This is a genomic window from Streptomyces sp. NPDC047841 (assembly GCF_040704085.1).
GTDB classification, from domain to species: domain Bacteria; phylum Actinomycetota; class Actinomycetes; order Streptomycetales; family Streptomycetaceae; genus Streptomyces; species Streptomyces argyrophylli.
The window spans coordinates 345464-359869 of sequence record NZ_JBEYRP010000010.1 but is presented as its reverse complement, the minus strand read 5'-3'; the positions used below and the strand labels follow the sequence as shown (position 1 = coordinate 359869).

13 protein-coding genes and 1 riboswitch are annotated in these 14406 nt (G+C 71.0%); of the genes, 10 read left to right on the top strand and 3 right to left on the bottom strand.

Going from position 1 to position 14406, the window contains the following annotated elements:
- From AB0947_RS19155 to AB0947_RS19145, 3 genes are all read left to right on the top strand, one after another.
- Window positions 1-744: cbb3-type cytochrome c oxidase subunit I (locus tag AB0947_RS19155; protein WP_366751489.1), on the top strand; the 744-nt coding region annotated here is incomplete at its 5' end.
- Complete coding sequence (locus AB0947_RS19150) at window positions 741-1139, top strand: cytochrome c oxidase subunit 4 (RefSeq protein WP_171157052.1); 399 nt, start codon at window positions 741-743, stop codon at window positions 1137-1139. The genes AB0947_RS19155 and AB0947_RS19150, both read left to right, overlap by 4 nt.
- 183 nt (window positions 1140-1322) lie before the next feature.
- Window positions 1323-2585 carry an Ig-like domain-containing protein gene (locus AB0947_RS19145; RefSeq protein ID WP_366751488.1) on the top strand — a complete coding sequence of 421 codons (1263 nt, stop codon included), beginning with the start codon at window positions 1323-1325 and terminating at the stop codon, window positions 2583-2585.
- A gap of 74 nt (window positions 2586-2659) precedes the next feature.
- On the opposite strand, the gene AB0947_RS19140 is transcribed toward AB0947_RS19145, so the two are convergent.
- Window positions 2660-3061, bottom strand: a complete 402-nt coding sequence (locus AB0947_RS19140) for a two-component system response regulator (RefSeq protein ID WP_171157056.1) — start codon at window positions 3059-3061, stop codon at window positions 2660-2662.
- A 166-nt stretch (window positions 3062-3227) separates the two neighbouring features.
- Here AB0947_RS19140 and AB0947_RS19135 point away from each other — a divergent pair, with 166 nt between their 5' ends.
- The 7 genes from AB0947_RS19135 (at window position 3228) to AB0947_RS19105 (ending at window position 13232) form a co-directional block, all read left to right on the top strand.
- On the top strand, window positions 3228-3848 hold the full coding sequence (locus AB0947_RS19135) for a heme-copper oxidase subunit III (RefSeq protein ID WP_171157058.1): 621 nt from the start codon (window positions 3228-3230) through the stop codon (window positions 3846-3848).
- Between the two features lie 62 nt (window positions 3849-3910).
- Window positions 3911-4723, top strand: a complete 813-nt coding sequence (locus tag AB0947_RS19130) for a c-type cytochrome (protein ID WP_366751487.1) — start codon at window positions 3911-3913, stop codon at window positions 4721-4723.
- The gene (locus AB0947_RS19125) at window positions 4720-5778 is read left to right on the top strand and encodes a Rieske 2Fe-2S domain-containing protein (RefSeq protein ID WP_366751486.1); all 1059 of its coding nucleotides are present in this window, start codon (window positions 4720-4722) and stop codon (window positions 5776-5778) included. The genes AB0947_RS19130 and AB0947_RS19125 overlap by 4 nt, the downstream gene beginning before the upstream one ends.
- The gene (locus tag AB0947_RS19120; protein ID WP_366751485.1) at window positions 5775-7412 is read left to right on the top strand and encodes a cytochrome bc complex cytochrome b subunit; all 1638 of its coding nucleotides are present in this window, start codon (window positions 5775-5777) and stop codon (window positions 7410-7412) included. The genes AB0947_RS19125 and AB0947_RS19120 overlap by 4 nt, the downstream gene beginning before the upstream one ends.
- 122 nt (window positions 7413-7534) lie before the next feature.
- Window positions 7535-8599 (top strand): anthranilate phosphoribosyltransferase, encoded by a 1065-nt coding sequence (trpD, locus tag AB0947_RS19115; protein WP_366751484.1) that lies wholly within the window; start codon window positions 7535-7537, stop codon window positions 8597-8599.
- 73 nt (window positions 8600-8672) lie between these two features.
- Window positions 8673-8790, top strand: a riboswitch (SAM riboswitch).
- A 143-nt stretch (window positions 8791-8933) separates the two neighbouring features.
- Complete coding sequence (locus AB0947_RS19110; protein WP_366751483.1) at window positions 8934-10295, top strand: aminotransferase class V-fold PLP-dependent enzyme; 1362 nt, start codon at window positions 8934-8936, stop codon at window positions 10293-10295.
- A gap of 51 nt (window positions 10296-10346) precedes the next feature.
- The gene (locus AB0947_RS19105) at window positions 10347-13232 is read left to right on the top strand and encodes a PQQ-binding-like beta-propeller repeat protein (protein ID WP_366751482.1); all 2886 of its coding nucleotides are present in this window, start codon (window positions 10347-10349) and stop codon (window positions 13230-13232) included.
- A gap of 25 nt (window positions 13233-13257) precedes the next feature.
- On the opposite strand, the gene AB0947_RS19100 is transcribed toward AB0947_RS19105, so the two are convergent.
- Window positions 13258-13539, bottom strand: coding sequence for an Lrp/AsnC ligand binding domain-containing protein (locus AB0947_RS19100; protein ID WP_014672228.1), 282 nt, complete (start codon window positions 13537-13539; stop codon window positions 13258-13260).
- Window positions 13536-14279: a rhomboid family intramembrane serine protease gene (locus AB0947_RS19095; protein ID WP_366751481.1), complete on the bottom strand. Its 744-nt coding sequence runs from the start codon at window positions 14277-14279 to the stop codon at window positions 13536-13538. The genes AB0947_RS19100 and AB0947_RS19095 overlap by 4 nt, the downstream gene beginning before the upstream one ends.
- Window positions 14280-14406: the final 127 nt, after the last annotated feature.

Here is a 14406-nt window from a genome sequence, read left to right as displayed (position 1 = left end):
TCCTTCATGACCTTCCTGATCGCCGTACCGACCGGTGTGAAGTTCTTCAACTGGATCGGCACGATGTGGAAGGGCTCGTTGTCCTTCGAGACACCGATGCTCTGGGCGACCGGCTTCCTGATCACCTTCACGTTCGGTGGTCTGACCGGTGTCATCCTGGCCTCGCCGCCCATGGACTTCCACGTCTCCGACTCGTACTTCGTGGTGGCCCACTTCCACTACGTCGTCTTCGGCACGGTGGTCTTCGCGATGTTCTCCGGCTTCCACTTCTGGTGGCCGAAGTGGACCGGCAAGATGCTCGACGAGCGTCTCGGCAAGATCACCTTCTGGACGCTGTTCATCGGCTTCCACGGCACCTTCCTGGTCCAGCACTGGCTGGGCGCGGAGGGCATGCCGCGCCGCTACGCCGACTACCTGGCCGCCGACGGCTTCACCGCGCTGAACACGGTGTCGACCATCAGCTCCTTCCTGCTCGGCCTGTCGATCCTGCCGTTCCTCTACAACGTCTGGAAGACGGCCAAGTACGGCAAGCCGGTCGGCGTCGACGACCCGTGGGGCTACGGCCGTTCGCTGGAGTGGGCGACCTCCTGCCCGCCGCCCCGGCACAACTTCGTCACCCTGCCGCGGATCCGCAGCGAATCCCCGGCGTTCGACCTGCACCACCCTGAGATCGCCGCGCTCGAACAGCTCGAGCACGCCGGTCACGGCACCGCCGTCGCGGGCAGCAAGGAGGCCGGCAAGTGAAGATCCAGGGTCGGATGTTCGTCTGGCTGAGCGTCTTCATCCTGATCATGGCCATCGTGTATGGCGTGTGGTCGAAGGAGCCGGCCGGTACCACCGCGCTCTTCCTGGCCTTCGGCCTGAGCGTCATGATCGGCTTCTACCTGGGCTTCACCGCCCGGCGGGTCGACGCGGGCGCCCAGGACGACAAGGAGGCCGACGTCGCGGACGACGCGGGCGAGCTGGGCTTCTTCAGCCCGCACAGCTGGCAGCCGCTCATGCTGGGCTTCGGCGGCGCCGTCGCCTTCCTCAGCATCGCGGTCGGCTGGTGGCTGATCTACTTCGCCGCCCCGTTCATCGTGGTCGGCATCTTCGGCTGGGTGTTCGAGTACTACCACGGTGAGAACCGCACCCAGTAGAACGCGCAGCGACGCGCCGGGAGCCCGGACCCTCCTTCAGGGGGGTCCGGGCTCCCGGCTTTTCCGGCTGCTCCGGCGTCTCCTCGCGCGTGTCCCGCGGGTGTCCTTCCTCTGGCGCAGTGTCGTTCGCTCGTACGAGTTACCTGCCATGCCAGTGGGCCTTTCATCTCATAGCGTGATCATATGAACCACACTCCGCGGACCCGCACCGTCGTCAGCTGCGCGCTGCTGGTGACCGCCCTCGGCGCGGGCGTCACCGCTTGCGGTTCGGACGGCAACCCCCTGTCGGCCAGGCCGTACGACGCAGCGGGCCTGATCTCCTTCAACGGCCCCACCGAAGCGGGGAAGCGGGCCGACCCGGACAAACCCCTGGAGGTGACCGCCAACAGCGACGAGGGCCGTATCACGGACGTCACCGCCCAGGACGCCACAGGGCGCCATGTGGCGGGCGAACTCGCCGCCGACGGCAGCCGCTGGCACAGCACCTCCCCGCTGGCCGCCAACGCCCACTACACGGTCACGGTGAGCACCGAGGACGAGGACGGCGCGCCCGGCCGCAAGGTCCTCACGTTCGACACCAGCCAGCCCACCAGCAAGCAGCGCCTGAAGGTCACGTTCGGGCCGGAGAAGGGAACCTACGGCGTCGGACAGCCGATCACGGCCCAGCTCGACCACGACATCAAGGACAAGGCGCAGCGCGCCGTCGTGGAACAGGCCCTGCGGGTGGACTCCACGCCGGCCGTGCAGGGCTCCTGGTACTGGGTCGGCAACAAGGAGCTCCACTACCGGCCCAAGGACTACTGGCCCGCCCACGCCACCATCCAGGTGCACAGCAACCTGGAGGGCATCCGGGTCGGGGACCGGCTGTGGGGCGGCGCGGCCAAGCCGCTGAAGATCACCACCGGAGACCGGATCGAGGCGGTCACGGACGCCGCCACGCACCAGATGACGGTCTACAAGAACGGCCAGGAGATCAACCAGATCCCCATCACGACGGGCAAGCCGGGCTTCGAGACCCGCAACGGCGTCAAGGTGGTCCTGGCCAAGCAGTACTACGTACGCATGCGCGGTACCACGGTCGGCATCGCCGAGGGCAGCGCCGACTCCTACGACCTGCCGGTCTACTACGCCACCAGGGTCACCTGGTCCGGCGAGTACGTCCACGCCGCCCCCTGGTCGGTGGGCTCCCAGGGGTACGCCAACGTCAGCCACGGCTGCACCGGCATGAGCACGTCCAACGCCGAGTGGTTCTTCGACACCGTCCGCGAGGGCGACATCGTCAAGGTCGTCAACTCCAACGGCGACGAGATGGAGCCCTTCGGCAACGGCTTCGGCGACTGGAACGTCGACTGGCAGAAGTGGCGCAAGGGCAGCGCCCTCTTCAAGGGCACACCGGACGGCCCGGCCCCCGGGGACGCGCTGCGCGTCCAGCCGGCGGCGGCGTGATGGAGGGGCGCGGGGAACCGTGCGAGGAGGACCCACCGGCCCGCACTCGCCCGGGAGCCCGGCGCCCCGCCCCGCTAGGCGCCCACCAGGCGCCGCTGCCGCAGCAGGGAGGCCAGGGCGGAGGCGAACTCCACCGGGTCCACCGGCAGGGTGACCGCCGCGTCGGCCCGGCTCCACGTGGCCAGCCACGCGTCCTGCGGCCGCCCCATGAGCAGCAGCACCGGCGGACAGCCGAACACCTCGTCCTTGATCTGCCGGCACACCCCCATGCCGCCCATCGGCACGGCCTCGCCGTCGAGCACGCAGACGTCGATGCCGCCCTTGTCCAGCTCCCGCAGCACCGCCTGCGGAGTCGCGCACTCCACGAACTCGACGAGGGGGACGTCGGGCGCCGGGCGGCGCCCGGCGGCCAGCCGTACTTGCTCGCGGGTGTTGGAGTCGTCGCTGTAGACCAGCACCGTGGCGGTCGGCTGCATTGTTCCTCCGAGACGTCGGCGTCGTACGGACAGGACGGGCGGGCCCGTTGCGGCGGATGTTACTCCCGCCGATGTCCCCATGAACACCACGTCAACACCGGTCCGGCGGGTGGCAACACTCCGAACGGCACCCCCCGGAGTGAGCGCGAGATAAGCGACCGACATAATGTCGGTCGTGGCGACAGCAACGACAGTAGAAACCGGGCACGCGCACCCGTCGGTCAACCGGCCGAACCTCACCAGCGTCGGAACCATCATCTGGCTGAGTTCCGAGCTGATGTTCTTCGCGGCCCTCTTCGCGATGTACTTCACCCTCCGGTCGGTGACCGGACCGGCTCACTGGAAGGGGATGGCGGAGGCACTGAATGTGCCCTTCTCCGCCACGAACACCACGATCCTGGTGCTCTCCTCCCTCACCTGCCAGCTCGGCGTGTTCGCGGCCGAGCGCGGCGACGTGAAGAAGCTCCGTGGCTGGTTCATCCTCACCTTCATCATGGGTGCGATCTTCATCGGCGGTCAGATCTACGAGTACACGGAGCTGGTGAAGAAGGACGGCATCTCGCTGTCCTCCGACCCGTACGGCTCGGTGTTCTACCTGACCACCGGCTTCCACGGCCTGCACGTGACGGGCGGTCTCATCGCCTTCCTGCTGGTCCTCGGCCGCACCTACATGGCCAAGAGGTTCACCCACGAGCAGGCGACCGCCGCCATTGTCGTGTCCTACTACTGGCACTTCGTCGATGTCGTCTGGATCGGCCTCTTCGCCACGATCTACCTGATCAAGTAGCCGGGCCCGCTCCCGCACATCCAGAAGCACCGACGCAGAAGATCCTGACACCGGGGTAATCCGTGAAAAAGCTCTCCGCACGACGACGCCATCCGCTGGCGGCGGTCGTCGTCCTACTCCTCGCGCTGGCGGCCACTGGGGGGCTGTACGCCGCGTTCGCGCCCGCGGGCAAGGCGCAGGCCGATGAAACCTCCCAGTCCCTGACCATCAAGGAGGGCAAGAAGCTCTACGAGGTCGGCTGCGCCAGCTGCCACGGCACCGGTGGCCAGGGCTCCTCCGACGGCCCGAGCCTCGTCGGCGTGGGCGCCGCGGCCGTCGACTTCCAGGTCGGCACCGGCCGTATGCCCGCCGCGACCTCGCAGGGCGCCCAGATCCCGCGCAAGAAGAACATCTACTCGCAGGCCCAGATCGACCAGCTGGCCGCGTACGTCGCGTCGCTGGGCGCCGGCCCGGCCGTGCCCACGAAGCAGCAGTACGGCCCCGCGGGCGCGGACACCGCCAAGGGCGGCGAGCTGTTCCGCACCAACTGCGCGCAGTGCCACAACTTCACGGGCAAGGGCGGTGCCCTGACCAAGGGCAAGTTCGCGCCGAGCCTGGAGGGTGTCGCTCCGAAGCACATCTACGAGGCCATGCAGACGGGCCCGCAGAACATGCCGTCCTTCCCCGACACCACGCTGTCGGAGAAGAACAAGAAGGACATCATCGCGTACCTCAACGCGGTCAACGGCGACAAGACCGAGAACCCGGGTGGTCTGGAGCTGGGCGGCCTCGGGCCGGTCAGTGAGGGTCTGTTCGGCTGGATCTTCGGCCTCGGCACGCTCATCGTGGTCGCCGTCTGGGTCGCCGCTCGGACCGCAAAGGCCAAGAAGTCATGAGTAGCCAAGACATTCCAGAAGAGAACCTGCCCGCTGAGCAGGACCACGCGCACGGCGCGGTAGGGATCGCGGACGAGGAGAACCCGTTCGCGGACCCGGGGCTGCCGCCGCACGAGCACCGGATCCAGGACATCGACGAGCGGGCCGCCAAGCGGTCCGAGCGCGTGGTGGGCCTGCTGTTCACGGTGTCGATGCTGGCCACCATCGGCTTCATCGTCGCGTACCTGGCGGTCCCGCACGACAAGTCGATCTTCGTCTTCCCGATCGGTCACATCAACGCGCTGAACTTCGCGCTCGGTCTGACCCTCGGTGTGGCGCTGTTCTGCATCGGCGCGGGCGCGGTCCACTGGGCCCGCACCCTGATGTCCGACGTGGAGGTCGCCGACGACCGTCACCCGATCGAGGCTCCCGCCGACGTCCGGGCGAAGGTCCACGCGGACTTCCGCCAGGGCGCCAAGGAGTCGGTGCTCGGCCGCCGCAAGCTGATCCGCAACACGATGTTCGGCGCGCTGGCCCTGGTGCCGCTCTCCGGCGTCATGCTGCTCGGCGGTCTCGGCTCGGCGCCGGGGACCAAGCTGCGCCACACCCTGTGGGCCAAGGGCAAGCGCCTGGTCAACATGAACACGAACCAGCCGCTGCGTCCCGAGGACGTCGCCGTCGGCTCGCTCACCTTCGCCAAGCCGGACGGCCTGGAGGAGCACTCCGAGGAGTTCCAGACGGAGATCGCCAAGGCCGCCCTGATGATCGTCCGGCTCCAGCCGGGCAACATCAAGGACAAGCGCGAGCTGGAGTGGTCGCACGAGGGCATCGTCGCCTACTCGAAGATCTGCACCCACGTCGGCTGCCCGATCTCCCTGTACGAGCAGCAGACGCACCACGTGCTGTGCCCGTGCCACCAGTCCACCTTCGACCTCTCCGACGGTGCCCGAGTGATCTTCGGCCCCGCCGGCCACGCCCTGCCGCAGCTGCGCATCGGTGTGGACAGTGAGGGTTACCTCCAGGCGCTCGGCGACTTCGAGGAGCCCGTCGGTCCTGCTTTCTGGGAGCGCGGATGAGTACTTCAGCGAACGAGACCTCCCGCTCCCGCGGGAAGGCCCCCACCGGCGAGCGTCTCGCCGACTGGGCCGACGGCCGGCTCGGGATCTACTCCCTCGCCAAGGCCAACATGCGCAAGATCTTCCCCGACCACTGGTCGTTCATGTTGGGTGAGGTCTGCCTCTACAGCTTCATCATCATCATCCTGACGGGTGTCTACCTGACGCTGTTCTTCCACCCGTCGATGAACGAGGTGGAGTACCACGGCACGTACGTCCCGCTCCAGGGACAGCTGATGTCCGAGGCGTTCAGCTCGACCCTGCACATCTCCTTCGACGTGCGCGGCGGTCTGCTCATCCGGCAGATCCACCACTGGGGCGCGGTCGTCTTCATCGCCGGCATGTTCGTGCACATGATGCGCGTCTTCTTCACCGGCGCGTTCCGCAAGCCGCGTGAGATCAACTGGCTGTTCGGCTTCCTGCTGTTCGTCCTGGGCATGTTCACCGGTTTCACCGGTTACTCGCTCCCGGACGACCTGCTCTCCGGCACCGGTGTCCGCTTCATGGAGGGCGCGATCCTGTCCGTGCCGATCGTCGGCACGTACATCTCGTTCTTCCTCTTCGGCGGCGAGTTCCCGGGCGGCGACTTCGTGGCCCGCTTCTACTCGATCCACATCCTGCTGCTGCCGGGCATCATGCTGGGCCTGGTGGTGGGCCACCTGATCCTGGTCTTCTACCACAAGCACACGCAGTTCGCGGGTCCCGGCAAGACGAACAACAACGTCGTCGGCATGCCGCTGCTGCCGGTGTACATGGCGAAGGCCGGCGGCTTCTTCTTCCTGGTCTTCGGTGCGCTCGCGGCCCTCGCGGCCATCGCGCAGATCAACCCGATCTGGGCCATCGGCCCCTACCGTCCGGACCAGGTGTCCACCGGCGCCCAGCCGGACTGGTACATGGGTATGGCCGAGGGCCTGATCCGTGCCATGCCGGGCTGGGAGATCAACCTCTGGGGTCACACGCTGGTCCTGGGCGTGTTCATCCCGCTGGTGCTGTTCGGCGTGATCCTCGCCGCGATCGCGCTCTACCCGTTCATCGAGGCCTGGGTCACCGGCGACAAGCGCGAGCACCACATCCTGGACCGCCCGCGCAACGCCCCGACCCGTACGGCGTTCGGTGTCGCCTGGCTGACCGTGTACTTCGTGATGCTGATCGGTGGTGGCAACGACATCTTCGCCACCCACTTCCACCTGTCGATCAACGCGGTCACCTGGTTCGTCCGGATCTCCTATTTCGTGGCTCCGGTCATCGCGTTCATCGTCACCAAGCGGATCTGCCTGGGCCTCCAGCGCCGCGACCGCGACAAGGTGCTGCACGGCCGCGAGACCGGCATCATCAAGCGGCTGCCGCACGGTGAGTTCATCGAGGTGCACGAGCCGCTGAGCCAGGAGCAGCTGCACACGCTCACCTCGCACCAGCAGTACCAGCCGGCCGAGATCGGCCCGACGGTCGACGAGAACGGGGTCGAGCGCAAGGTCCCGGCCGCGACGAAGCTGCGGGCGAAGCTGTCCAACGCCTACTTCGGCGAGGACAACCAGATCCCGAAGCCGACCGTCGAGGAGTACAAGGAGATCACGAGCGGCCACGGCCACCACTGATCCCCGCGTCGCCACGCCACGATGAAGGGCCCCGTCCGGGTTGCGGACGGGGCCCTTCAGCGTGCCGTCCGGCTGGATAGGGTGGGGTACGACGTAGCAGGAACCTGTCCGAGGAGCGGCTGATGAGCGCTGTGACCCCCGCTGGAGGCGACACCGCGGCGGGCCGCTCCTGGCCCGCCCTGCTGAACGGTCTGCTGGACGGCCGGGACCTGTCCGCCGACGACACCGCCTGGGCGATGGACCTGATCATGCGCGGGGAGGCGACCGACGCGCAGATCGCCGGGTTCATGGTGGCGCTGCGGGCCAAGGGCGAGACGGTGCCGGAGATCACCGGACTGGTGCGGACGATGTACGCGCACGCGAACGTCATCGAGGTGCCCGGCCCGGCCGTCGACATCGTCGGCACCGGCGGCGACGGCGCCAAGACGGTGAACATCTCCACCATGTCCTCGATCGTCGTCGCGGGCACCGGGGCGAAGGTCGTCAAGCACGGCAACCGCGCCGCGTCCTCCGCCTCCGGCTCCTCCGACGTCCTGGAGAAGCTGGGCATCAACCTCAACCTGACCCCGCAGCGGGTGGCCGAGGTGGCCGAGGAGGCCGGCATCACCATCTGCTTCGCGGTGCGGTTCCACCCGTCCCTGCGTCATGTCGCCGCGGCCCGGGGGCAGTTGGGCATCAGGACGACCTTCAACGTGCTGGGCCCGCTGACCAACCCCGCCCAGGTGCGGTCGCAGGCCGTCGGCGTCGCCGACCCGCGCATGGCGCCGATCGTCGCCGGTGTCCTCGCCGAGCGCGGCAACTCCGCGCTGGTCTTCCGGGGCGACGACGGCCTGGACGAGCTGACCGTCACCGCTACCTCCCGGGTGTGGGTGGTCCGGGACGGCAAGGTCACGGAGGAGGTCTTCGACCCGCGCGACGTCGGCATCGACCTCGTCCCCCTGGACGCCCTGCGCGGTGCCGACGCCTCCTACAACGCCGAGGTCGCCCGCCGGCTGCTGGACGGCGAGCGGGGGGCCGTACGGGACGCCGTCCTGCTGAACTCGGCGGCCGCGCTGGTCGCCCTGGAGCCCACGGACGCGCCGCTCACCGAGCAGATCCGCGCGGGCATGGCGCGGGCCGCGGAGTCCATCGACTCGGGCGCGGCCAAGCGCACCCTGGAGCGCTGGGTGGCCGTCAGCAACGCCTGACGCCCCCGTGAGTCGTCCCGCGATCCGGACACGGGTTGCGGGACGACGATCACTTCAGTACGTTCCTGTACCAGGTCATGAGTGACAGTCATGAGGCCCCGGCCGACTGTCCGGCAACCCTCCGTCCGTGGCGGGGTGCCCCGGGTGAAGACCAGGTCGTACGGCAGCAAGGCCTACGGCAAGCGCGGACCCCTCACACACCAGGGGTCCTGGTCGTTCGAGGGAGCCTTCCGTGAGCAAGCGAATGCGTTAGGGCCGCAGAGCCCCGCCTCCGCACACCCTTTTGCAGCCCTTTTCTGCATTTCCTCCGCATTCCTGTCACGGGAGTTCCGCCATGTCTGTCTCCACCGCTGCCGCCGACCAGTCCGTTTGCACCCCTCTGCCCGTTCTCGGGCGGGATGTCACCGTCCCGCTGGTCACCGGCGGCGAGGTCAGCTACGCCGCCCTGGACTACGCGGCCAGCGCCCCGGCCCTCCAGCGCGTCTGGGACGACGTCGCCGCGTACGCCCCGTACTACGGCAGCGTCCACCGCGGTGCCGGCTACCTCTCCCAGCTCTCCACCGACCTGTTCGAGAACGCCCGCAGGACGGTCGCCGACTTCCTCGGCTGCCGCCCGGCCGACCAGGTGGTCTTCACCCGTTCGACCACCGACTCCCTCAACCTGCTGGCCCGGGCGGTCCCGGCCGACTGCCAGGTCTTCGTCTTCGAGACCGAGCACCACGCCTCGCTGCTGCCCTGGCAGGACGCGCGGGTCACCTACCTCGACGCCCCGCGCACCCCGCGGCAGGCCGTGGAGACCCTGGAGCGGGCCCTGGCCGGCCGGGACCCCTACGGCCCGGCCCTGGTCTGCGTCACCGGCGCCTCCAACGTCACCGGCGAGCTGTGGCCGGTGCGTGAACTGGCCGCCGCCGCGCACGCCCACGGCGCCCGCATCGTCCTGGACGCCGCCCAGCTGGCCCCGCACCACCCGGTGGACCTCCGCGAGCTGGACGTCGACTGGGTCGCCTTCTCCGGCCACAAGCTGTACGCCCCCTTCGGCTCCGGTGTCCTGGCCGGCCGCGCCGACTGGCTCCAGGCGGCCGAGCCGTACCTCGCGGGCGGCGGAGCCAGCCGCAAGGTCACCCGGCGCGAGGACGGCGGCGTGGCCGTCGAGTGGCACGAGAGCGCGACCCGCCACGAGGCCGGCTCCCCGAACGTCATCGGCGCCTACGCCATCGCCTCCGCCTGCAAGGCCCTCACCGAGGCCGGCTGGGACACCCTCGTCGCCCGCGAACAGCACCTGATCGCCAAGGTGCGCGAGGGCCTGGCCGAGGTGCCCGGGGTGCGCGTGCTGTCCCTCTTCGGCGACGACGCCCCGCGCGTCGGCGTGATCTCCTTCGTCGTCGAGGGCTGGAACAGCTCGCACTTCGCCGCCGCGCTCTCCGCCGAGTACGGCATCGGCGTCCGCGACGGCCTCTTCTGCGCCCACCCCCTGGTCCGCACCCTGCTCGGCAGCGACCCGCAGACCCAGGGCGAGTGCGGCGCCCCCGAGGCGGCCCCGGGCGAGAAGTCCCTCAACGCCATCCGCGTCAGCTTCGGCGCGGGCACGCCGGACGAGCACGTGGAGCGCTTCGTGAACGCCGTCGGCGAACTGGTGGCGCAGGGCGCGAAGTGGCAGTACCGCACGGAGGACGGCCGCTGCGTGCCGGCGGTCTGAACCGCGCTATAACCTCCCCTTGACACCACGTCGGACAGGGGGACCCCGTCAGTGCAGCCGCTGCGCGCCACAGATCCGCGCCACATCGGCCCGTACACCACCACGCACCGGCTCGGCGCGGGCGGCATGGGCGAGGTCTACCTCGCCGAGTCCCGCACCGGACTGCGGCTCGCGGTGAAGGTCGTACGGGCCGAGCACGCCGAGGACCGCACCTTCCGCGCCCGCTTCCGCCACGAGGTCCGCGCCGCCCAGACCGTCGGCGGCGCGGACACCTACACCGCACGGGTCGTCGACGCCGACACCGAGGCCGAACGGCCCTGGATGGCGACGGAGTTCGTGTCCGGGCCGAACCTGCGGGACGCCGTGCTCGACCACGGCGCGCTGCCGCGTCCCTCGGTCCGGATCCTCGCCGCCGCGCTCGGCGAGGCGCTGGCGGCCATCCACGCCAAGGGGCTGGTCCACCGCGACCTGAAACCGTCGAACATCCTGCTGGGCCCGGACGGGCCCCGGGTCATCGACTTCGGGATCGTCCGGGCGCTGGAGGCCACCTCGCTGACCCGCACCGGCGCGGTCGTCGGCTCGGTCGGCTACGTCTCGCCGGAGCAGATCCGCAACGGCGGCCAGGTCGGCCCGCCCAGCGACGTCTTCTCCCTCGGCGCGGTCCTCGCGTACGCGGCGGCCGGCCGGGAACCGTTCGGCGAGGGCCAGGACTCGGTGGTCCTGCTGCGCATCCTCACCCGCGACTTCGACCTGTCCGGCGTCCCGGAGGACATCCGCCCGCTGGTGACGGCCTGTCTGCGCGAGGACCCGCTGGAGCGCCCGGCGCCGGCGGCGGTGGTGGCGGGCGCCGGGTACGCCCCGGACACCCTGCGCGCCGCCGTCCGCCCGGGCTGGTACGGCCCCGCGTCCCCGCCACGCCCCACCCCGGACGACCGCCCCAGCGGCGTGGAGTACCTGACCCCACACCCCACCACCGCCTTGGCAGCCCCTGCCACCCCGGCGGGGTCAGCGGCCTCTGCCACCCCGGCGGGGCCGGGGGCCCCTGCGACCACGGCGGACCCGGCGGTGGCGACCCCGGCCGGCCCGGCGGCTGAGGCCGCGAACGACCCGGCAACGCGTCCCACCCCGGCCGCCCCGGCATTGGCGGCCACCTCTGGCGCCTCGGGTGGCCCGGCGGTGGCGTCACCCTCGGGCGAATCGGTGGCCCCGGCGGTCCCCGAGGGCTCGGCGGCTGCCGCTGCGGACGCCCCGGTCGCCCCGGTACCGACGGCTACCCCTGGCACCTCTGATGGTCCGGCGCCGGCGTCGCCCTCGGGCGACTCGACGGCCCCGGCGGACTCGGCGGCTGCCGCTGCGGGCGACCCGGCTGCCCGGGTACCGGCGGCCACCTCTGGCGCCTCGGGTGGCCCGGCGCCGGCGTCGCCCTCGGGCGACTCGACGGCCTCCGCGACCCCGGCGGACTCGGCGACCCGTGCCACCCCGACCGGCTCGGCGGCCCTCGCCGCTGCGGACGACCCGGGAACGCGTACGACCCCGGTCGCCCCGGTACCGGCGGCCACCCTTGGCACCCCTGGTGGCCCGGCGGTGGCGACCCCGGGTGACCCGGCGGACTCGGCGACCCGTGCCACCCCGACCGGCTCGGCGGCGGTGGTGGCCCCGGGTGACTCGGCCGAGCGTGCCGCCCCGGCGGGGTCGGCGGGCCTGGAGGCGTCGGCCGGCCCTGACGCCCGCGGTGACTCGGTCCGGGCGGCCGGCTCGGACACCGTCGCCACTCCCGGTCGTCCGGGTGCCGTGGCTCCCGGGCGGCGGCGGCTTCTCACCCTTCTCGCCGGGGGAGCCGTGGCCGTGGCCGGGGTGGGGGCCGGCGGCCGGCTGTGGGGGTTCGGGCCCGGTACCGGGAGCGGTGGCGGCAGCGACCGCTCACCGGCCCCGTCCGCCGACCGGACGGACGGTGCGGCGGCGGTGCTGCGCTGGCAGTACGACCTCGGCGGCATCGGCGGGCTGGACGGGGCCTGCTGCGCGCTCTCCCCGGACGGTTCCGTCGTCTACGCCGGCACCTCCGGCGGTGTGCTGCACGCGGTCTCCCGGGACGGGGCCAGGCGCTGGAAGGTCCGGCTCGGCGACGACGTCTCCACGCCCGTGGCCACCCGGGACGCCGTGTACTGCGTGGTGGGCCTGCACTCCGAGGACGAGCGCCGGCTGACCGCGGTGAGCCCGTCCGGCAGCCCGCTGTGGACCCGCACCCTCGGCGGCCGGCGGTACGACGTCCCCGTCCTGCTCGGCCAGGACGTCCTCGTCTCCGTCGGCGGCACGGACACCGGCGGGCTGCGCTGCTACGCCTCCGACGGCAGCGAGAAGTGGACCGCCAAGACCCCGGCCGGCCCCACCGGCATCCCGCTCGTCTCGGCCGGGACCGTCTGCACGGGCAGCTACGGCGACGTCCTGCTGGCGCTGGACGCCCGGAACGGTTCGCGGAAGTGGCAGGTGTCCGCCGGCACCGACGTCACCGTCCTCGCTCTCGCGGGCACCACCCTGTTCACGGACTCCGCCGCCGAACGCCAGGGCTTCCGCGTCTCGGACGGCCGGCGGCTGTGGCGCAGGGAGGACGACGGCGGGATCCTCACCGGGGGCAGCCGTACCCTGGCCGTCGGCACCGAACAGGACGGCGTGTACGCCGTCCGGGCGGCCGACGGCTCCCGCGCCTGGAGGTACGGCCTCGGGGGCGGCACGGCCTACCCCCGCGCGGTGGTGGCCGGCGACACGGTGTACGCGCGTGCGGGCGAGCGGGTCTGTGCGCTGGGCCTCGACGGGAAGGAGCGCTGGAACGCGGTGCTGGGCCGGGACGCGGGCGACGACCAGCACACCCCGGTCGCGCGCGGTGGCCGGCTCTACGTCCCCTCGGGCAGCGGGATCGCCGCGGTGGACGTGAGCAGGTAGCCGTTGCGCCGGCCGTCGGGACCGGTCAGTTGTCGAGGCCGATCGCGAACGCGGCCTCCAGGTCGTGCTGGGAGTAGGTGCGGAACGCGACGTGCGTGTCCGTGGCCTCCACCCCGGGGATCTTGCTGATCCGCCCCGGGATGATCTCGGCGAGATCCTCGTGCTCCCGCACCCGGACCATCGCGATCAGGTCGTACGTACCGGTGACGGAGAACACCTCGCTCACCGAATCCAGCGAAGCGATCCGCTCCGCGATCTCGGGGATCCGGTCCACGCTGGTCTTGATCAGGACGATCGCGGTGATCACGGCTGTCTCTCTCCCTCGGTGACCGGAGCTGGGGCGGCTTTCACTCTAGTCCCACGGCCGTAACGCACCCACGCGTAGCCGAAGCCCAGCCCGAACCCCACCAGGTGCGCCAGATACGCCACCCCGGGGCCGTCGGAGGCGCGTCCCGCCGCGAGCCACTGCAGGGCCGCCCAGGACGGCAGCACCACCCACGCCGGGAAGCGCAGCGGCAGGAAGAACAGGAACGGCAGGAGACTGGTCACACGGGCGCGGGGGAAGAGGAAGAGGAACGCTCCGAGGACCGCCGAGACCGCCCCGGAGGCGCCGACCAGCGACTGCTCGGAGTCCGCGTTGGCCGCCGCGTACCCCAGCAGGGCGAGGTAGCCGCAGCCGACGTAGAACAGGGTGAACTCCACCCGGCCCATCCGTTCCTCGGTCATCGCCCCGAAGACGAAGAGGAAGAGCATGTTGCCGAGCAGGTGCACCCAGCTGCCGTGCACGAACAGCGCGGTCGCCGGGGTGAGCGCGGCCCCGGCGGAGCCGTCGAACAGCTCGGCGGGCACCACGCCCCAGTGCCGGAAGTACGCCCGCTGCGCGGCGAGCAGCGCGTCCCCCGAGCCGTATCCGGGGACCAGTCCGGAGGCCGGGCCGAGGGCGAAGACCAGAGCGCACACGGCGATGAGGCCGTACGTCATCGGTGCCGAGGTGCCCCGGACCGCTCTGAGTGTCCTGCCGGCCGCCGTGCTCCAGGTGCTGATCATGACTACAGAGCATGACGTAACGGGACGCTTGCTGACAGACCGCCTCGCCGCCGTGGACGGGCGGGCGGCGGGCGCCCGGCAGGCCGTAGGGTTACGGCCACACGCGTCGGGGGACGGCGCGGACCGA

Coding starts and splice junctions, on each gene's coding strand:
- trpD (WP_366751484.1), top strand. CDS start 7,535: ATGAGCGCTGTGACCCCCGCTGGAGGCGACACCGCGGCGGGCCGCTCC.
- AB0947_RS19120 (WP_366751485.1), top strand. CDS start 5,775: ATGAGTACTTCAGCGAACGAGACCTCCCGCTCCCGCGGGAAGGCCCCC.
- AB0947_RS19140 (WP_171157056.1), bottom strand. CDS start 3,061: ATGCAGCCGACCGCCACGGTGCTGGTCTACAGCGACGACTCCAACACC.
- AB0947_RS19135 (WP_171157058.1), top strand. CDS start 3,228: ATGTCGGTCGTGGCGACAGCAACGACAGTAGAAACCGGGCACGCGCAC.
- AB0947_RS19125 (WP_366751486.1), top strand. CDS start 4,720: ATGAGTAGCCAAGACATTCCAGAAGAGAACCTGCCCGCTGAGCAGGAC.
- AB0947_RS19095 (WP_366751481.1), bottom strand. CDS start 14,279: ATGATCAGCACCTGGAGCACGGCGGCCGGCAGGACACTCAGAGCGGTC.
- AB0947_RS19110 (WP_366751483.1), top strand. CDS start 8,934: ATGTCTGTCTCCACCGCTGCCGCCGACCAGTCCGTTTGCACCCCTCTG.
- AB0947_RS19145 (WP_366751488.1), top strand. CDS start 1,323: ATGAACCACACTCCGCGGACCCGCACCGTCGTCAGCTGCGCGCTGCTG.